The 17,770-nt window shown below is 62.9% G+C and carries 17 protein-coding genes; 2 read left to right on the top strand and 15 right to left on the bottom strand.

Going from position 1 to position 17,770, the window contains the following annotated elements; genetic code table 11:
* Position 1 precedes the first annotated feature (1 nt).
* From IB267_RS26150 to IB267_RS26085, 14 genes are all read right to left on the bottom strand, one after another.
* Entirely contained in the window at positions 2 to 508 is a 507-nt protein-coding gene (locus tag IB267_RS26150; RefSeq protein WP_192450443.1) for a CMD domain-containing protein, read from the bottom strand.
* 31 nt (positions 509 to 539) lie between these two features.
* The gene (locus tag IB267_RS26145) at positions 540 to 2,009 is read right to left on the bottom strand and encodes an NAD(P)-binding domain-containing protein (RefSeq protein WP_192450442.1); all 1,470 of its coding nucleotides are present in this window, start codon (positions 2,007 to 2,009) and stop codon (positions 540 to 542) included.
* A gap of 13 nt (positions 2,010 to 2,022) precedes the next feature.
* Positions 2,023 to 3,093 carry an ABC transporter ATP-binding protein gene (locus IB267_RS26140; protein ID WP_043614933.1) on the bottom strand — a complete coding sequence of 357 codons (1,071 nt, stop codon included), beginning with the start codon at positions 3,091 to 3,093 and terminating at the stop codon, positions 2,023 to 2,025.
* Between the two features lie 4 nt (positions 3,094 to 3,097).
* Complete coding sequence (locus IB267_RS26135; RefSeq protein ID WP_192450441.1) at positions 3,098 to 3,889, bottom strand: ABC transporter permease; 792 nt, start codon at positions 3,887 to 3,889, stop codon at positions 3,098 to 3,100.
* A 10-nt stretch (positions 3,890 to 3,899) separates the two neighbouring features.
* A complete protein-coding gene (locus tag IB267_RS26130; protein ID WP_192450440.1) occupies positions 3,900 to 4,880 on the bottom strand; it encodes an ABC transporter permease in 981 nt (326 codons plus the stop codon).
* A gap of 78 nt (positions 4,881 to 4,958) precedes the next feature.
* Positions 4,959 to 6,059, bottom strand: coding sequence for an extracellular solute-binding protein (locus IB267_RS26125; RefSeq protein ID WP_192450439.1), 1,101 nt, complete (start codon positions 6,057 to 6,059; stop codon positions 4,959 to 4,961).
* Between the two features lie 62 nt (positions 6,060 to 6,121).
* Positions 6,122 to 7,117, bottom strand: coding sequence for a LysR family transcriptional regulator (locus IB267_RS26120; RefSeq protein ID WP_192450438.1), 996 nt, complete (start codon positions 7,115 to 7,117; stop codon positions 6,122 to 6,124).
* A 128-nt stretch (positions 7,118 to 7,245) separates the two neighbouring features.
* Positions 7,246 to 8,280 carry an L-threonine 3-dehydrogenase gene (tdh, locus tag IB267_RS26115; protein WP_192450437.1) on the bottom strand — a complete coding sequence of 345 codons (1,035 nt, stop codon included), beginning with the start codon at positions 8,278 to 8,280 and terminating at the stop codon, positions 7,246 to 7,248.
* 11 nt (positions 8,281 to 8,291) lie between these two features.
* Entirely contained in the window at positions 8,292 to 9,479 is a 1,188-nt protein-coding gene (locus IB267_RS26110; RefSeq protein WP_192450436.1) for a glycine C-acetyltransferase, read from the bottom strand.
* The gene (locus IB267_RS26105) at positions 9,480 to 10,589 is read right to left on the bottom strand and encodes an NAD/NADP-dependent octopine/nopaline dehydrogenase family protein (protein ID WP_192450434.1); all 1,110 of its coding nucleotides are present in this window, start codon (positions 10,587 to 10,589) and stop codon (positions 9,480 to 9,482) included.
* Positions 10,590 to 10,657: 68 nt separating this feature from the next.
* Positions 10,658 to 11,740, bottom strand: coding sequence for an ABC transporter ATP-binding protein (locus IB267_RS26100; protein WP_043612758.1), 1,083 nt, complete (start codon positions 11,738 to 11,740; stop codon positions 10,658 to 10,660).
* On the bottom strand, positions 11,740 to 12,534 hold the full coding sequence (locus tag IB267_RS26095) for an ABC transporter permease (RefSeq protein WP_127889868.1): 795 nt from the start codon (positions 12,532 to 12,534) through the stop codon (positions 11,740 to 11,742). The genes IB267_RS26100 and IB267_RS26095 overlap by 1 nt, the downstream gene beginning before the upstream one ends.
* Positions 12,534 to 13,520, bottom strand: coding sequence for an ABC transporter permease (locus IB267_RS26090; protein ID WP_156133980.1), 987 nt, complete (start codon positions 13,518 to 13,520; stop codon positions 12,534 to 12,536). The genes IB267_RS26095 and IB267_RS26090 overlap by 1 nt, the downstream gene beginning before the upstream one ends.
* A 114-nt stretch (positions 13,521 to 13,634) precedes the next feature.
* Complete coding sequence (locus tag IB267_RS26085) at positions 13,635 to 14,672, bottom strand: extracellular solute-binding protein (protein WP_246810844.1); 1,038 nt, start codon at positions 14,670 to 14,672, stop codon at positions 13,635 to 13,637.
* Positions 14,673 to 15,040: 368 nt separating this feature from the next.
* Between IB267_RS26085 and IB267_RS26080 the strand changes: the two genes are divergently transcribed.
* Positions 15,041 to 15,955, top strand: a complete 915-nt coding sequence (locus IB267_RS26080) for a LysR substrate-binding domain-containing protein (protein WP_192450430.1) — start codon at positions 15,041 to 15,043, stop codon at positions 15,953 to 15,955.
* 87 nt (positions 15,956 to 16,042) lie between these two features.
* Complete coding sequence (locus IB267_RS26075) at positions 16,043 to 16,585, top strand: GNAT family N-acetyltransferase (RefSeq protein WP_192450428.1); 543 nt, start codon at positions 16,043 to 16,045, stop codon at positions 16,583 to 16,585.
* On the opposite strand, the gene pobA is transcribed toward IB267_RS26075, so the two are convergent.
* Positions 16,579 to 17,751 (bottom strand): 4-hydroxybenzoate 3-monooxygenase, encoded by a 1,173-nt coding sequence (gene pobA / locus IB267_RS26070; RefSeq protein ID WP_192450426.1) that lies wholly within the window; start codon positions 17,749 to 17,751, stop codon positions 16,579 to 16,581. The genes IB267_RS26075 and pobA overlap by 7 nt on opposite strands.
* Positions 17,752 to 17,770 lie beyond the last annotated feature (19 nt).

The following is a 17,770-nucleotide window of genomic DNA, read 5'->3' as shown; positions in this document are numbered from 1 at the left end:
CTCAATTATCCCTCAGCATCTTGAGGCCGGCCACCACCAGCACCTGATAGTTCACGAAGGCGATCAGGCCGGCGAGCGTGACGATGTCCCGGTCGTCGAGGCCTGCGGCCAGCAGCTTCTCGACATTGGCGCGCGTCGCCTCCTTCGGCGAAAGCGTGACCAGATCGACATGGGCGAGGATCGCCCGAAGGCGCGGATCGGCAGCTTCGGTGCTGTTGCCGGGATCGGCAACCGACACCAGGGCGGCGGCCTCCTCCTCGCGTTCAAGCAAGGCCCGGAAATGCGCGGAGAGTTCCTGCGACTTCCAGAGTGCCGCCATGCGCGCGGCAAGGGCTGCCCGGAGCGCATAGGAGAAGTTGCGTGGATCGGCAGGGCGAAGGGCAGCCTGATAGCTCGTCTGGCTCAAGTGCTTTAGCTTCGCCCGTTGTTCGCGCAGCGCCTGCAGGTCCGGAAAGCGATCGAGCCCGAGAACCGTGTCGATCACGTCATTTGTCGATGGAGCGGTCATTGGTTTTCCTGTCATCTGAAATGCGGGAGGTTCAGGCCGTCTTCTGTGCCGGCGTCGGCGCGTCGGCATCCACCCATTCGGTCCCGTCGAGTTCCGGCTTTTCGTAGGCGATCAGCGCTTCCCAATGGTAGTCGACATCCCGAATGAAGAGCGAAGCCGCGACCCCGCGCGCCAGCCACAGGGCGCCCTCGCTGATGGCGGGAATGTCGCCGCTGACCTTGCCGACACTGACGGAAGCGCCGTAGTTGAAGCAATGGATGTCCTTCAGCCACGGGGCCGTTCCCGGCTCCTTCTCGGTAAAGGAGAAGTCTCCGTTCAGCCACGGGAAGCGGCCGAGGCCGGGGTTCTCTTCGCCCGCCGGCGGCGCGTAGCGGTCATCCCAGCAGGCAATCTGGTCCTGATAGGGAACAAGCTCGCTGCGGCTCAGCGGATCGATCGAGAAGCCGGTGCCGAGGATGACGAAATCGGTGCGGAAGGTGCGGCCGTTCGTGGTGGTGATGACGACCTCACCGCCCTCCTCCTTCATCGAGCGGATACCGCAATCGAAGTGGAAGTAGGCGTTCGAATGCTGGCTGACGCGCAGGGTCGAATTGTGCGGCGCTGGCGTCTGCTGCTTAGCCGCATAGTCCATCAGCCGCCAGCGCCATTCCGGCGAAATCTCGGCAAAACCTGCGGTGACGCCATAGGAGCCGATGCCCATCAGCTTGTTGACCGTCGGCATCTCCTTGCGGCGGGCGAGAAGGCGGACTTCCCCTGCCCCCTGCTCCAGCGCTTCTGCAGCATTGTCGACCGCCGAAGCGCCGACGCCGATGACGACGACGCGTTTGCCCTTCAGGCGATCGAAGTCGATCGCGTCGGCCGAATGCGCCCAGGAGGTATGCCGCTCCATGGTCTTGACGAAATCCGGAATGGTCGGCTCGCCGAGCCCGTCGCGGCCGGTCGCCATCACCAGCTTGCGGGTGATGATCGCAGGCTTAGCTCCACCGGCGATTTCGAGTTCCAGCAGCCCATCGGCGCGCGGCACGACACGGGTGACGTGCGTGTCGTTTTCGACCGGGATGTCCATGACATCGCGATACCAGCGCAGGTAATCCATCCACATCGGGCGCGGGATGCGGAAGAGCTCCTCCCATTCCGCTTCACCATGGAGCGCGGTGAACCAGGCGCGGAAACTGAGCGAGGCAACGCCAAGCGCCGGGCCGAGAAGGATTTTTGGCGAGCGCAGCGTCTCCATGCGCGCATAGGTGACCCAAGGACCCTCGAACCCCTTGGGCGCGCGGTCGACGATGCGCAGATTGGCGATGCCGGCGCGCGTGAGCGCATGCCAGGCAACAAGCCCGCACATGCCGCCGCCGATCACGACTACATCGCTGACGTCCTCGCCCGCCGCCGTCGTCACCGGCTTCGACCAGTTGGCCGGCGGATAGTTGAGATAGCTCAGATCCTGCCTTACCCTCGCATTGAGCGCGGCAAGCCGTTGCTGTTTTTGACTGTCGGTCATCCCCGATCTCCCTTCACTTCGCCAGCAGTACGGCATCGCGGTCGCGCCACCCCACCCAGACGTCGTCCCCTTCGATATGCGAAAGCGCCACCGGATCGATCTGCGCCACCAAGGTGCTGCCATTGTCGAGAACCACGGTCAGTGACGTGTGGGCGCCCTTGAAGACGCGCTGGTCGATGCGCCCTTTCATCGACGGGCGGTCCTCGGGCTTGCGCGACAGGCAGAACACCGCCTCCGGACGCAGCGCCACGGTGGCATCGTCTCCCGGGATCGGCGACGTGCCGTTCACGTCCGCATGCACGACATTGCCGCGCCACTCGACGGCGGCGATCCCGCCCGCAACCGATGCGACCGTGCCTTCAAGAAAATTGCTCTGGCCGATGAAATTCGCGACGAAGCGGCTGCGCGGCCGGGCGTAGAGTTCGTCAGGACCACCCATCTGCTCGATCCTGCCCTTGTTCATCACGACGATGACGTCGGACATGGTGAGCGCTTCTTCCTGGTCGTGGGTGACGAAGATGAAGGTCTTGCCGGTCTTCTTCTGGATCGACTTCAGCTCGATCTGCATCTGCTGGCGGAGCTTTGCATCGAGCGCCGACAGCGGCTCGTCGAGGAGCAACACGTTCGGATCGGGCGCCAGCGCCCGCATCAGCGCCACGCGCTGGCGCTGCCCGCCCGAAAGCTGCGCCGGCATGCGTTCGGCATGGTCCTGGAGGGAGACGAGCGCAAGGAGGTCGCTGACCCGCTTGTGGATCGCCGCACTCTCCATGCCCTTCAGTTCGAGCCCGAAGGCGATGTTGCGGCCAACCGTGAGGTGCGGAAAGAGCGCGTAGTCCTGGAAGACGATATTGACGTTGCGCCTGTTCGGCGGCAGGTGCGAGATCGGCTTGCCCTCGAGGTAGATTTCCCCCGAGGTCGGACTGTCGAAGCCGCCGAGCATGCGCAGCGTCGTCGACTTGCCGCAGCCGGAAGGGCCGAGCAGCGTGACGAACTGACCGGGCGCGATCGCAAGATCGAGATCATCGACGGCGGTCAGCGCCCCATAGGACTTGTTGACGTTCTTGAAATGGACGACAGGCTGCATTGCGTCAGCTCCTGGAACGGCGGGTGATATGCTCGGCATAGATGCCGACGGCGGTGGTGACGACGAGCACGATGGTCGCCATGGCGTTGATTTCCGGCGACATGCCGCCTTGCACCTTGGCAAAGATCAGCATGGGCAGGGTCGGCTGGTAGCCGCCAAGGAAGAAGGTGCGGACGAAGTCGTCGATGCTGGTCAACACGCAGAAGATCATGCCGCCAAAGAGCGCCGGCATCAGATAGGGGATGGTGACGCGCAGGAAAGCGATGAACGGATCGGCGCCGAGATCGCGCGCGGCGTCGACGAGATTGGCCGGCATCGACCGCAGCCGCGTCAAGACCATGATGACGACGAAGGGTACCGCATGAACCGTATGGGCGAGGATGATCGCGAAGGTTCCGGTCGGAATGTCGACCGCGCGAATGAAAATGCGCATCGAGATCGCGTTGATCAGCCCGGGCACGACGGCCGGAAGACAGGCGAGCGCGAAGATGATCGCCTTGCCCCAGATGTTCTCCGCCGAAACGAGCAGTGCGATCCACACACCGATGATCGTCGCCGAAATCGTAGTGGCGAGTGCGATGCCGATCGAATAGAGCGAGGCTTCGAGGAACTGCTTGTCCTGGATCACCTTGCCGTACCAGGACAGCGTCCAGTTGCCGATCGGGAAAGCGATGAAGTTCGCATCCTTGAAGCTCATCGCCATCATCAGCGCCAATGGCAAGACCAGATAGACGGCGAAAATCCAGTAGGAAGCGCCAAGCGCGGTTTTGGGAAGGTCGTTGAAATAGGTTCGCATCGTTACGTCCTCACATCAGCCGAACGGAGCGGCCGCCAACGACCCGCATGAAAAGCCCGACGGTTGTCAGCGACACCACGAGCATGATCATGGAGAAGGCAGCACCCTCCGGCCATTTGTCGTTCGACCCGTGAAACAGCGTCGCGATAACCTCGGGAAAGATGACCGAGTTGGGCCCGCCGAGCAGCAGTGGTGCGGCGAAGACGCCGACAGCCGTCAGGTAGACGAGGCTGCAGCCCGACACGATGCCGTCCTTCGATAGCGGCAGGATGACCCGGCGGAACCGCTGGAAGGGGCCGGCGCCGAGATCGGCCGCCGCCTGGATCAGCGGCGTCGGGATCTTCTCGATCGCCGAGTAGAGCGGCAGCAGCATGTAGAGCGCGAGCAGGTAGATGACGCCGAAGCTCAGCGAGAAGAAGGTGTAGAGCATCGGGATCGGCCGGTCGATGAAGCCGAATTCGCGCAGCAGCACGTTCAGCGCCCCGCGATTGGCAAGCAGCATGATCACCGAGAAGGTGCGGATCAGCTCACCGGCCCAGAAGGGGATGAGCAGCAGCAGCAAGGCCCGCATCCGGTTCTTCGGCTGCACGATCTTCGCGACGTAATAGGCAACGGGATAGACGATCACCAGCGTCGAGATCGTGACAACAGCTGCAAAGATCAGGCTGCGCACGAAAGGCAGGAAATAGAGCCGGTCGGAAAAGAACAGCGCGTAGTTCGAAAGCGTGTATTCGCTGCTTTTGTCCGGCTGTGGCGGGTAGTTGGCAAGAAGGCTGATATTGGCCATCTGCAGGATCGGGCCGATATGCAGCATGGCGATCCAGACAAGCGGCACGCCCGCGAGCACGGCGAGGCGCACGCGCCGGCTTTCGACGAGCAGTCCGATCGTATGGCGGTATAGACCTGAGCGCGCCGCCCTGCCGATCCATCCGGCATAGCGCGGCACCGTCGACAAACCGACGGATGGCGGTTGTGTTGTCGTATCCAGCATTCTCTTTGTTCCCGGCTCTGGAAGAGTCCATTTTTTGACGGGCGACCGGCCTCAGCCGATCGCCCGGATTTCGAGAGGTCAGGCCGACTTGATCTCGGCGGTGGCCTTGTCGATCATCTCGTTCTTCATGTCGCGGTTGACCGAGCTGAAGAACTGGATGCGTTCGACCTGCTCGGGCGGCAGCGACAGCGCGGCGCGCTCCTTGTCGTCAAGCACCTTGTCGACGCCGTCGAAGGCCGACGAGAAGCCGGACTGGCGGGTCATCGCAGCACCAATCTCCGGCGACGACAGGATGGCGTCGAGGAAGGTGTAGGCGGCGTCGGCGTTCGGCGCGTTGTTGACGATGTTGAACGAATAGAGGAAGCCGAACGTGCCTTCCTTCGGCACCGAGATCTCGATCGGGTGGCCGTCCATGACGAGCTTGGCGGCCGGTCCCGACCAGGCCTGCGCGAGGTAGATGTCCTCGTTGACGAACATCTGCTGCAGCTCGGAGCCGGCGTCGTAGTATTTGCGGACCTTGTCCTTGTGCTGAATGAGGAAGTCGCGGGCCTGGTTCGTGGCGGCCTGCGCAACATCGGGCTTGTCGCCATAGGTTACGTAGTCGCCGTCGTTGCCCTGGTAGCGCATGACGATCGAGAGGAAGTCGCTGACGATGTAAGACGTCAGGTTCTTGTTTTCCTCGTCGAACATGATCTCCCAGCTGTCGGAGGCCTTGGCGTATTCGGTGTTGCGCACGAGGCCCTCGAAGCCCGCAAGCAGCGGCACGCCGAAGGTCTTGCCGTCGACGGTGAGCTGCGGCGCGCCCTTGTAGGCCGCGGCGAGCTTGCCCCAGTTCTTCAGCCGCCCGGTGTCGAGCGTCGAGAGCAGGTTCGACTTCATGAACTGCGACAGACGGTGACCGGTGACGGTCACGATATCGGTGGAAGGTGCGGCACCCTCGGCGGTCAAGAGGTTGTACTGCTTACCCTGGTCGTCGGTCAGGCGGATGCGCACCTCGATGCCGGTATCCTTCTGGAACTGGTCGATGAAGGACTGCGGTACGAACTTGTCGTAGGTCGTGATGTTCACGACCTTGCTCTGGGCGAAGGCCGGGCGGATGATCGAAGGTGCCGCGAGCACCCCCGCCCCGGCTGCCAACAGCTTCATGGCCGATCGGCGGGTAACGTCAAAATTGTTCATCTCGTTCTCCTCATTTTAGCAGGCTCAATTTCCATGTGAGCGTTCAGAGCTTTTGCTCCCCTTTATTTCGCCGCCGGGTTGTCCGGCAGCGCACCATTGCCGGCGTTCCTGCCGGCAAAGCTTCTTTCGGCGATACGCGCCATCTGCTTGGGATCGTGCACGATGAGATCCGGCATCCGCTCCGACGCGATCCGCGCTATCCGTTGAATGAGTTCCCGGACGCCGGCGGAAAGCGGGCGCGAGCCGGCCGACAGGATCGCCCACAGGAAGGGGATCTCGACGTCGAGAGGCCGAACGACGATGGGCGCCGATTGCAGGCCATAGGCGGTCGCCGGCTCGATGATCGCCACGCCAAGGCCGAGCGATGCGACTTGCACAGCGTTTTGCGCCGCGTTGGTCGCGATGATGCGATTGGGACGCACGCCGGCTGCATCGAGCACTTCATCGACGCTGTGGCGCAGCCGAAACGGATTGGACATGGTGACGAGCGTGCGCCCGGCGAGATCGGCGATCGAGATCACGTCTTTCGCCGCCAGCGGATCGTGCGGCGCAATGGCGGCCACGCAGCGCCCTTCGAAGAAGCCTTGCACCTCCAGGCCCGGCTGATCGGCCGGCAGCGAGGTCACGCAGAAATCGGCCGTGCGCGCGAACACCGACTGCACGGCCGCCTCGGCCGGCATGCTGCGCAGATTGATCGTGTGGGGCAGCAGATGTTCCGGCAGTTCGGCAAGTGCGATCGGGATGATGCCGCTGGCAAAGGCCGGCGTTGCGGCGATCTCGATCGGCTCGGGTTCCTTGCCGGCGATTGCCTTGGCGCGATTGCGCAGGTGCCCGATGCCGCTGACAAAACGCTCCGCATCCTCATGGAAGGCAATGCCCTTGTCGGTCGGCGCGATCCTCGGGCCATTCCGCTCGAACAGCGCAAAACCGAGCGACGTCTCCAGGTCCTGGATCAGGCGCGTCACCTGCGACTGCGAGCGGTCGAGCAGGCGGGCAGCACCTGTGATGCTGCCCGTCGACATAACGGCGAGAAAGGCCTCGAGATCGCGTACTTCCATCGGCTATCATGCGCTCCCTGCATGGTTGATGATCAATAGTGCATAAAACGCATTCTTAGTTCTAGTGACAAAAGACAATTTTTCTCGGATGGGGTCGACCGGGCCGGATCAGGCCGGCCCTTGCGGCCTTACCAGTCCATGACGACCTTTCCGGAGTTGCCGGAGCGCATCGCTTCGAAGCCGTCGCGGAATTCGTCGATCTTGATGCGGTGGGTGATGACCGGGGCGAGGTCGAGGCCGCCTTGAACGAAGGCAATCATCTTGTACCAGGTCTCGAACATCTCGCGGCCGTAGATGCCCTTGAGGTTGAGCATCTTGAAGATGACCTTGTTCCAGTCGATCTCGAAGCCGGCCGGTGCAATGCCGAGGATGGCGATCTTGCCGCCGTTGTTCATCTTGTCGATCATGTCGCGGAAGGCGGGTGCTGCACCGGACATTTCCAGCCCGACGTCAAAACCCTCGGTCATGCCGATCGCCGTCATCACGTCGGCAAGGTTTTCCTTCGACGCGTCGACGACATGATCGATGCCGACGCTTTTCGCGAGCGCCAGCCGCGTCGGGTTGATGTCGGTGATCACAACCTTGCGCGCGCCCGAGCGCTTGGCGACCATCGCCCCCATGATGCCGATCGGGCCGGCGCCGGTCACAAGCACGTCCTCGCCGACGAGATCGAAGGAAAGGGCGGTGTGCACCGCATTGCCGAACGGATCGAAGATCGCCGCGACTTCATCCGGCACGTCCTCGGGGATCGGCACGACGTTATATTCCGGCAGGCAGACGAACTCGCCGAACGAACCCGGCCGGTTGACGCCAACGCCGAGCGTGTTGCGGCAGAGATGCCCGCGGCCGGCCCGGCAGTTGCGGCACTTGCCGCAGACGATGTGGCCCTCGCCCGAGACCCGCTCGCCGACATGGTACTTGGTGACGGCAGATCCCACCTCGGCGATCTCGCCCATGAACTCATGGCCAACGACCATCGGCACCGGAATGGTCTTCTGCGCCCACTGGTCCCAGTTCCAGATGTGCACGTCCGTGCCGCAGATCGCCGATTTCTTGACCTTGATCAGCACGTCGTTCGGGCCGATCTCCGGCACCGGCACGCGCTCCATCCAGAGGCCCTCTTCCGGCTTCGACTTGACCAGCGCCTTCATCATGTTCGTCATCGGTCTCTCCCTCAGATCACACCGAGGTCGCGGCCGACCTCTTCGAAGGCGGCGATCGCCCGGCGCACGTCCTGTTCGCTGTGGGCCGCCGACATCTGCGTGCGGATGCGCGCCTGGCCCTTCGGCACCACCGGGAAAGAGAAGCCGATGACATAGACGCCCTTCTTCAGCATGCGTGCCGCCATCTCCTGCGCGAGGGCTGCATCTCCGAGCATGACCGGGATGATCGGGTGGCCTTCGCCGGCCAGCGTGAAGCCGAGCTTCGACATCTCGGCGCGGAACAGGCTGGCATTGGCGTAAAGCCTTTCGCGAAGCGCATCGCCGTTCTCGATCAGATCGAACACTTTGAGCGAGGCCGCGGCAATCACCGGCGCCAGCGTGTTGGAGAACAGATAGGGACGCGAGCGCTGGCGCAGCCAGTCGACCACTTCGGTCTTGGCCGAGGTGTAACCACCGGAGGCACCGCCGAGCGCCTTGCCGAGCGTGCCGGTGATGATGTCGATCCGGCCCTCGACGCCACAATGTTCGGCGGAGCCACGGCCATGTCTGCCGACGAAACCGACCGCATGGCTGTCGTCGACCATGACCATGGCGCCGTACTTGTCGGCGAGATCGCAGACCCCTCCGAGATTGGCGATGATGCCATCCATCGAGAACACACCGTCGGTGGCGATCAGCTTGAAGCGGCTGCCCTCGGCCTTCTTCAGCTCCTCTTCAAGCGCTGCCATGTCGTTGTTGGCATAACGGAAGCGCTTGGCCTTCGACAGCCGCACGCCGTCGATGATCGAGGCATGGTTGAGCGCGTCGGAGATGATCGCGTCGTCTTCACCGAGCAGCGTTTCGAACAGGCCGCCATTGGCGTCGAAACACGACGAATAGAGGATCGTGTCTTCCATCCCGAGGAACGACGAGATGCGCGCTTCCAGCTGTTTATGCTCCTCCTGCGTACCGCAGATGAAGCGCACAGAGGCCATGCCGTAGCCGTAGCGGTCGAGCGCCTGTTTGCCGGCCACGGCCAGCTCCTCGTTGTCGGCAAGGCCGAGATAGTTGTTGGCGCAGAAGTTGAGCACCCGCTCGCCCGAGGCGACCGCAATCTCACCGGCCTGCTTCGAGGTGATCACACGCTCCGACTTGTAGAGCCCTGATGACTTCAGGCCCTCGAGTTCGGATCGGAGATGGGACAGGAAGCGGTCGCTCATTCAGGCACGCCCCTCGGCTCGATCGACAGCGGCAACGGGCGGAAAGCCGGTGCGGCAGAGCGCATCGAGCCCTTCGAGATCCAGTTGCTCGAGACCCAGTTCCGGAAGGAGGTCGTTCTCGCCTTCGAAGTCCCGGCCATACATGGCCGAAAAGATGCGGATTCCCGCCTCGTGCAGGTCCGCCGGGCATCCGGCGAGACGCGCGAGCTGCGCCGTGACCACCAGACCGAAGGGGACATCTTCAGTCACGTAACGGCTATCGGCCGTCGCAGGGCCCGTGCCGTTGTTTCCGGCCTGGTACATTTCCTGGTTCATCTGCGAGATGGTGCTGACCGGCACATGGAACGACAGGTGGAAATGCTGGAAGATGTCACGCACCTTCAGCTGCAACCTCTCGGCGACGGCCAGCCGCTCACGGTCGAGCCTCTCCAATAGGCGACCGATGTTGGGGGTGACGTTCTGGGCCTGCACCCAGCTTTCGCCACGCTCCATGCGCGACATGTTGCCGAGCGCGATGCCGAGGTGGTTTTGCGGGTTGAGGTTCGAAAGCGCGATCGCCAGCAGGCTGCCGCGATCGACGAAATGTTCGCCGAAAAGCGCCGTGCAGACCGCGTGACCGCGCGCACTCTCCGATGCTGGAACCGTCGCCAGATCGACCTGCTTGCGGATGGTGTTGACATGCGCCAGCGCCGGGCCGAGCTTCCGGCCGCTGACGATCGTCGTGCCCCAGGCAACGATCGGCAAGGTGATGCCGCGTGCGGCCAGCAGCGACGAGAGATAGAGCGCTCCGAACGAAGTGTGCGAGCTGAAGATCACCACCTGGCCGGCGGTCAGATGCGGCGCGATAGCGTCCAGCACGAAGCGGTGGCCATAGGCCGGCAGCGCGATGAGGATCGCATCGGTATCGTGGACGAGATCTTCCGCACTCTTGGCAACGGCCGGAAGGAAGGTGCCTTCGATGGCGCCCTCGGCCCTGAGGCGTTCTCCCTCGGCAAGTGCCACAGTGCCGGTGCCGGACGGCGACCAGAGCGTTGCCTTGTGTCCCAGTTTTTCAAGAAGTGCAGCGGTGCCAAAGGCAATAGAGCCAGCACCTGCGATACCTACGCGCATGTCGTTTTCCACTTTCATTGATATCGGGTAGCGGGCGCAGCCGGGCGCCCGCCGTCGAGATGTAGCGGCTAAGCCGCGTTGCGGGCGGGGATGAGCGTGGTCGCTTCGGACGACCAGCCGACCCAGATGTCGTCGCGGCTGAGGCCTTCCACCTCGCTTGGATGAACGAGCGCGTTGAGCAGATGCCCCTCGCCGATCTCGACCTTGAGCGATGTGTGGTTGCCCTTGAAAACCCGCTGGCGGATGCGCCCCCGGATCCGGTTGGCGACGCCCGGTTCCTGCGCCGAACATTGGATCGCTTCCGGCCGCAGGACGACATAGATCGCATCGCCTGCCTTGGGAGACAGCGCGCCGGCCGACGCCTTGATCGTCATGCCGTTCCACCGCACCGCCGCTTCGCCGGCTTCGGTGCCGACGACATCCGACTGCAACAGATTGGTTTCGCCGAGGAAGGTCGCCACGAAGGCGGAACCGGGCCGCTTGTAGAGGCTCGCCGGATCGCCCATCTGCTCGATCCGGCCATTGTTCATGACCACGATCGTATCCGACATGGTGAGCGCCTCTTCCTGGTCGTGGGTCACGAACATGAAGGTCTTGCCCGTCTGTTCCTGGATCGCCTTGAGCTCGATCTGCATGGTCTGGCGAAGCTTGGCGTCAAGCGCCGAGAGCGGCTCGTCCAGAAGCAGAACATCGGGATCCGGCGCCAAGGCGCGCATGAGCGCAACACGCTGACGTTGGCCGCCCGACAGCTCGGACGGGAGGCGGCCGGCAAAATCCTGCAGTTGCACGAGTTCCAGGAGTTCGGAGACACGCCTCTGGATCTGTTTCTGGTCGACGCCCTTCAGCTCCAGGCCGAAGGCGATGTTCTTTGCGACCGACATGTGCGGGAACAGCGCGTAATCCTGGAACACGATGTTGACGTTGCGCCGGTTCGGCGGAACCATTGTCACGTCGCGGCCGGAGAGCAGAATGCGGCCCTCCGTCGGCGTTTCGAACCCGCCGAGCATGCGCAGCGTCGTCGACTTGCCGCAGCCGGAGGGGCCGAGCAGGGTGACGAACTTGCCGCGTTCGATGTTGAGGTTGAGATTATCGACGGCGACAAAACTGCCGAAGCTCTTGCGGACATTTTCGAACTGAACAACCGGTTGCATCAGCGGATCCTCGAACGACGTGTGAGATATTCTGCGTAGAGCCCGACCACGGCGGTCACGACCAGGACGAGCGTCGCCATGACGTTGATTTCCGGAGACATGCCGGACTGCACGCGGGCGAAGATCAGCATCGGCAGCGTCGGGCGATACCCGCCGAGGAAGAAGGTGCGGACGAAGTCATCGCTCGACAGCAGCAGGCAGAAGATCATGCCGCCGAAGATGGCCGGTCCGAGGTAGGGGAGCGTGACGCGGAAGAAGGTGACGATGCTGTCGGCACCGAGATCGCGGGCGGCATCGACGAGATTGCCTGGCATCGAGCGCAGCCGCGTCAGCACCATGACCACCACGAAGGGCACCGCGTGGACGACGTGGCCGAGGATGATGGCGACCGTGCCGGTCGGCAGGTCGATGGTGGTGATGAAGATGCGCAGCGAAATCGCCGAGATCATGCCCGGCACGACGGCCGGGAGGCAGGCGACGGCAAAGGCCACGTATTGAGCGGCGCCCCGCAGCGACCCGATCAGCATCGCGATCCAGACGCCGATGACCGTCGCGATGGCGGTCGTCGCCGCGGCGATCATGATCGTGTAGAGGCAAGCGTCCAGGAACTGCTTGTCCTTGATAACCTTGGCATACCAGTCGATCGTCAGGTTACCGAGCGGGAACGAAATGAAGCTCGCATCCTTGAAGCTGACCGCCACCATCAGCGACAGCGGCAGAAACAGGTACAGGACAAACAGCCAGTAGAAGGACTTCAGAGCCAGTCCCGGCCAATCGTGAAACATGGCGCGCATCAGAATGTCCTTTGCTTCGAGCCGCCGACGACCCGCATGAACAGACCTACGGTGACGAGGGATGCGGCAAGCATGATCATCGCGAAGGCGGCACCGGCCGGCCAACGGCTGCTGGCGCCGTGGAAGAAGCTGCTGATCGTCTCGGAGAACATGCTGGTGGTCGGCCCGCCGAGAAGAATGGGAGCGGCGAACACACCCATGCAGGTGAGGAAGACCAGCGAGCATCCCGACACGATGCCATCGCGCGAAAGCGGCAGGATGATGCGGCGGAAGCGCGTGAACGGCCCCGCGCCGAGATCCGCCGAGGCGTCGAGTAGCGACTTCGGGATCTTCTCGATCGCCGAATAGAGCGGCAGCAGCATGTAGAGACAGACCATGTAGACCAGGCCGAAGCTGATCGAAAACGAGGTGTAGAGCATCTGGATCGGACGCTCGGTCAGGCCGATCTCCCGCAGCAGCACGTTGACGGCACCGCGATTGGCGAGAAGCATGATGACCGAGAAGATGCGGATGATTTCGCCTGCCCAGAACGGCGCCAAGAGCAGGAGGAGCGCGCGCGACCTGTTGCCGGTCGCAACCACCTTCGCCACGTAGTAGGCGACCGGATAGACCACGACCAAGGTGACGGCCGTTGCGATGGAGGCATAGATGAAGCTGCGCAGCAGCGGCATCCAGTAGAGCTTTTCACTGAAGAAGAGCGCGTAGTTGTCGAACGTGAATTCGGCCTCCACGCCCGGCTGCGGCGGATAGCTGGAGAGCAGGCTGATGCGCAGCATTTCGTAGATGGGGCCGATGTGCATCATCAGCATCCAGACGACCGGCACGCCGGCCAGAAGCAGGATGCGCCCATATCGCCACTCGGCAACCGCGCCCAGAGTGTAGCGATAGAGCGGTGAGTTGATCACCCTCGCGACACCGGTCGAGTATTTCATGTGCGCGGCGCGGACGGGGATACCGCCACCTGCCGCATGTGTTCCCACGGCCATTGTTTTAATCCCAAAGCTTGTCCGCGACCCGACGGGTGTTGGCAGGACATGCGTCACCGTTCCGACCCCGCCGCCACGGCGAGGTCGGTCAGTCAGTCGTCACGATGCGATTGCTCAGGCGGCCTTCAGTTCCGCGACGGCGCGATCGATGATCTCGTTCTTCATCGAGCGATTGAGCGAGCTGAAGAAGGTGACGCGCTCGAGCTCTTCCTGCGGCAGCGTCGATGCCAGCCGCTCCCTGTCGTCGAGCAGCTTGTCGACGCCAGAGATCGTCGAGCTGAAGCCGGAGGTGCGGGTCATCGCCGCGCCGACCTCGGGATTGGCGAGGATCGCGTCGAACAGCTTGTAGGCGTTCTCGGCATTGGGCGCGTTGTTGACGATGTTCAGCGTGTAGCAGAACCCGTAGGTGCCTTCCTTCGGAACGGAGAGCTTGACCGGCACGCCGTCCATGATCAGCTTGGCGGCAGGACCCGACCAGGCCTGCGCCAGGTGGATGTCCTCGTTGATGAACATCTGCTGCACTTCGCTGGCCGCATCGTAATACTTGCGAACCATATGCTTGTGCTTGATCAGGTGGTCGCGCGCTTCGCTGGCGGCCTGCTGGGCCGCCTCGACCTTGTCGGTGTAGGTGACGAAGTCGCCGTCATGGCCGAGATACTTCATGGTGATCGACATGAAATCGCCGGCCATGTAAGCGGTCAGGCCCTCGTACTTCTCGTCGAACATGATGCCCCAGCTGTCGGCTTCCGGCACGTAGTCGGTGTTGCGAACGAGGCCTTCGTAGCCGGCAAGGATCGGCAATCCCCAGAGGTTGCCCTCATAGCGCGCCCAGGCGGCATCCTGATAGGCGGGATTGAGGTTCGACCAGTTGCGCAGCTTTGCCGTATCCAGCGCCTGCACCAGCTTCGAGCCGATGAACTGCCCGTAGCGGTGGCCCGCGACCGTGACGATATCGGTCGTCGGGTTTGCGCCCTCCGCCGTCAAGAGGTTGTACTGCTTGCCCTGGTCGTCGGTCAGGCGGATGCGAACCTCGATGCCGCTATCCTTCTGGAACTGCTCGATGAAGTCCTGCGGCAGGAACTTGTCATAGGTGGTGATGTTGAGAACCGAGCTCTGCGCATGCGCCGACCGGATGTAAGGCGCGGCGAGCATCGTAGCGCCCCCTGCCCCCAACAGCTTGAGCGCGCTCCTGCGATTGATTTTCTGCCCGATAATCATTGTTCCTCCTCTCGCCTCCCAGCGTGACCTGATGGCGTCAGTGCGCCGCATAAGCGCTATCCTGATCCCGTCGCCAATCGCGCAACCGGATCGATCCGGTTGCAGCCTGCCTAGAGATAAGCGCAGCAAATTTGACCCGTCTAATTGTTTTTGAGTCTGCGTCCATTCCAAAAGGTTATAGGCTAGGATTTGTGCTGGGACGGGGAATGGCGATATTTTGCAGGGGCCCCGGGCAGACGCATTGTCAACCTGCGCGCGCAAAGCTAGGCTGGAGCCAATTCGGACCTGCATGAAGTTATGAAATGAAGCGCGCACCGAACCTACGACAAATCGAGGCTCTCAAGGCCGTCATCGAATGCGGCACGGTCAGCCGTGCCGCGGAAGTCCTGCACATCTCGCAACCCGCTGTGAGCAAACTGCTGGCGCATCTGGAAGAAGATACGGAGCTTGAACTCTTCGAGCGCATCAAGGGGCGGCTCATTCCTTCGGAGCATGGGATGCGGCTCTACAAGGAGATCGATCGCGTCTTCGCCGGCATCAAGCAGATCGAGCGCGCCGTCGACCTGATCCGGCGCGAGGAACTGGGGCAGATCTCGGTCGGCGTGATGCCGGCGCTCTCAGGCCTCTTCATCAGCCACACCAACAAGCGTTTCCTCGCCGGGCACGGCGACGCCTATATCTCGGTGGTGATTCGCAGTTCGCAGTTCATCGTCGAATGGCTGCTGTCCAAGCAGGTCGATATCGGCCTCATCAATCGCAACACGGACAACCCTTACATCGAGTGCGTGCCGCTGCGCGGTGGGGATCTCGTCTGCATCGCGCCGCGCGATCATCGCTTTGCCGCGAAACAGGAGATCGTGCCCAGCGACATCCACGGCGAACCCTATATCGGCTTTGCCGCCGACAATCGCATCCGGCAGAAGATCGAAAGTACGCTCGATACCTATGGCACGCGCCTGAACTACATCATGGACGCGACACTGGCGCCGGCGGTGTGTGAAATGGTCGCCAACGGGCTCGGGATCGCCATCGTCGACCCCGTCTTCGCCTTTGGCCAACGCGACCGGCTGACGATCAGGCCGTTCCTCCCCAGCATCCCATCGGATCTCAGCCTCTGCTGGTTGCGCGACACGCGGAACCGTCATCTGGTCGACGCCTATGTCGAGGCGACCCGCGCGACGGTCCACGACATGCGACAAGCAATGGAGACGGTTTGAGTTCGCGTGTGGCGGCCCGCGGGATTTCGCGGCTTTACAAGCCTCGATCAGAAACCGAGATTGCGGGCCCGACAGAACTGGTGATCCATGCCGACCACTCCCCTCCGTGTTGACGCATTTTCCGAAGCGCATGTTCCCGAGATGCTCGACTGGTTTTCGAGCCTGGAGGCGCTGGTCCAATGGGGCGGCCCCGGCCTCTCCTTTCCGCTGGACGCAGCGCAGCTCGAGGCGATGCTCGCCGGGACCGAAGGCGCCGAAGCCGAGCGCCTGATGTTTGCAGGGATCGTCGACGGCAAGCTCGCCGGCCATGCGCAGGTGGCGCTCGACTGGGCAAACGGCGTCGGCCGCCTCGCCCGAATTGCAATCAATCCGCGCATGCGCGGACAGGGCCTCGCCCGGCCATTCCTCAGCGAAGTGACCCGCCGCTTTTTCGCCGACCCTGCCTTCGAGCGGCTGGAACTCAACGTCTACACCTTCAACGAGGCGGCGATCCGCACCTACCGCAGCCTCGGCTTTCAGGAAGAAGGCGTTCGGCGCTCCTCCGCCAGGGTCGGCGATGCCAGGTGGGACACGGCAATCTACGGCCTGCTCAGAGGGGAATGGGCCGAGCGCGCCGCCGCCGCTCAGTAGGGCAAGCCGACATAGTTCTCCGCCAGCGCTGTCTCGGCCGCCACCGAATGGGTCAGGTAGTCGAGTTCGGCTTCCTGGATGCGCTGGTCGAAATCGCCGGTATCCGGAAAGCGATGCAGCATCGTCGTCATCCACCACGAGAAGCGCACGGCCTTCCAAACACGCGCCAGCGCCCGTGCCGAGTAGGCGTCGACGCCGGCGTTCGAGCGATCCTGGTAGTGTTCGAGCAGCCCCTCGAAGAGATAGTGCACGTCGCTGGCGGCCAGGTTCAGGCCCTTCGCACCCGTCGGCGGCACGATATGGGCGGCGTCCCCAACCAGGAACAATCGGCCGAAACGCATCGGCTCGGCAACGAAGGAGCGCAGCGGCGCGATCGATTTTTCGAAGGACGGTCCGGTCACCATTGCTTCGGCATGGTGTTGCGGCAAGCGCCGGCGCAGTTCGTCCCAGAAGCGTTCGTCGGACCAGTCCTCGATCTTCTCGCTCACCGCGCACTGAATGTAGTAGCGACTGCGCGTCGTCGAACGCATCGAGCAGAGCGCGAAGCCGCGCGGATGGTTGGCATAGATCAGTTCGTGATCGACCGGCGGCACGTCGGCGAGGATACCGAGCCAACCAAAAGGATAGACCTTCTCGAAGGTCTTGAGCGCCTTTTGCGGCACGGCCTTGCGGCTGACGCCGTGAAAGCCGTCGCAACCGGCGATGAAGTCGCAATCGATGCGCTGCGTGGCGCCATCCTTCTCGAAGGTCACATAGGGCTGGTGGCCATCGAAGTCATGCGGTTCGACATTGGCCGCCTCGTAGATCGTGACGGCCCCTGAATGCCCGCGATGCTCCATCAGGTCGCGTGTCAGTTCCGTCTGGCCATAGACCATGACGCGTTTTCCGCCAGTCAGATGCTTGAGATCGATACGGTGGTCGCGACCGTCGAAGGCGAGCGAGAAGCCGTCATGCGGCAGCCCTTCCTTGTGCATACGTGCGCCGGCCCTGGCGCGATCCATCAGACCGACCGTGCCTTCCTCCAGCACGCCGGCGCGCACGCGACCGAGGATGTAGTCCTTGCTGACACGATCGACAATGACGTTGTCGATGCCGGCCTCCGTCAGCAGTTGGCCGAGCAGAAGACCTGACGGGCCCGACCCGATGATGACGACCTTGGTGCGCATGCTCTCCTCCGGAATTACC

It is taken from the genome of Ensifer sp. ENS09 (genome assembly GCF_014852425.1).
Lineage (GTDB): Bacteria > Pseudomonadota > Alphaproteobacteria > Rhizobiales > Rhizobiaceae > Ensifer.
Note: the sequence above shows the minus strand (reverse complement) of the source record. Positions and strands in the feature narration are given on the sequence as shown.

Bases quoted from the DNA above. Each gene is read 5' to 3' on its own strand.
- IB267_RS26150 (WP_192450443.1), bottom strand. From the start codon at position 508: ATGACCGCTCCATCGACAAATGACGTGATCGACACGGTTCTCGGGCTC.
- IB267_RS26125 (WP_192450439.1), bottom strand. From the start codon at position 6,059: ATGAACAATTTTGACGTTACCCGCCGATCGGCCATGAAGCTGTTGGCA.
- IB267_RS26145 (WP_192450442.1), bottom strand. From the start codon at position 2,009: ATGACCGACAGTCAAAAACAGCAACGGCTTGCCGCGCTCAATGCGAGG.
- IB267_RS26075 (WP_192450428.1), top strand. From the start codon at position 16,043: ATGCCGACCACTCCCCTCCGTGTTGACGCATTTTCCGAAGCGCATGTT.
- IB267_RS26105 (WP_192450434.1), bottom strand. From the start codon at position 10,589: ATGCGCGTAGGTATCGCAGGTGCTGGCTCTATTGCCTTTGGCACCGCT.
- IB267_RS26095 (WP_127889868.1), bottom strand. From the start codon at position 12,534: ATGCGCGCCATGTTTCACGATTGGCCGGGACTGGCTCTGAAGTCCTTC.
- IB267_RS26110 (WP_192450436.1), bottom strand. From the start codon at position 9,479: ATGAGCGACCGCTTCCTGTCCCATCTCCGATCCGAACTCGAGGGCCTG.
- IB267_RS26080 (WP_192450430.1), top strand. From the start codon at position 15,041: ATGAAGCGCGCACCGAACCTACGACAAATCGAGGCTCTCAAGGCCGTC.
- pobA (WP_192450426.1), bottom strand. From the start codon at position 17,751: ATGCGCACCAAGGTCGTCATCATCGGGTCGGGCCCGTCAGGTCTTCTG.
- IB267_RS26130 (WP_192450440.1), bottom strand. From the start codon at position 4,880: ATGCTGGATACGACAACACAACCGCCATCCGTCGGTTTGTCGACGGTG.
- tdh (WP_192450437.1), bottom strand. From the start codon at position 8,280: ATGACGAACATGATGAAGGCGCTGGTCAAGTCGAAGCCGGAAGAGGGC.
- IB267_RS26085 (WP_246810844.1), bottom strand. From the start codon at position 14,672: ATGCTCGCCGCGCCTTACATCCGGTCGGCGCATGCGCAGAGCTCGGTT.
- IB267_RS26135 (WP_192450441.1), bottom strand. From the start codon at position 3,889: ATGCGAACCTATTTCAACGACCTTCCCAAAACCGCGCTTGGCGCTTCC.
- IB267_RS26120 (WP_192450438.1), bottom strand. From the start codon at position 7,117: ATGGAAGTACGCGATCTCGAGGCCTTTCTCGCCGTTATGTCGACGGGC.
- IB267_RS26100 (WP_043612758.1), bottom strand. From the start codon at position 11,740: ATGCAACCGGTTGTTCAGTTCGAAAATGTCCGCAAGAGCTTCGGCAGT.
- IB267_RS26090 (WP_156133980.1), bottom strand. From the start codon at position 13,520: ATGGCCGTGGGAACACATGCGGCAGGTGGCGGTATCCCCGTCCGCGCC.
- IB267_RS26140 (WP_043614933.1), bottom strand. From the start codon at position 3,093: ATGCAGCCTGTCGTCCATTTCAAGAACGTCAACAAGTCCTATGGGGCG.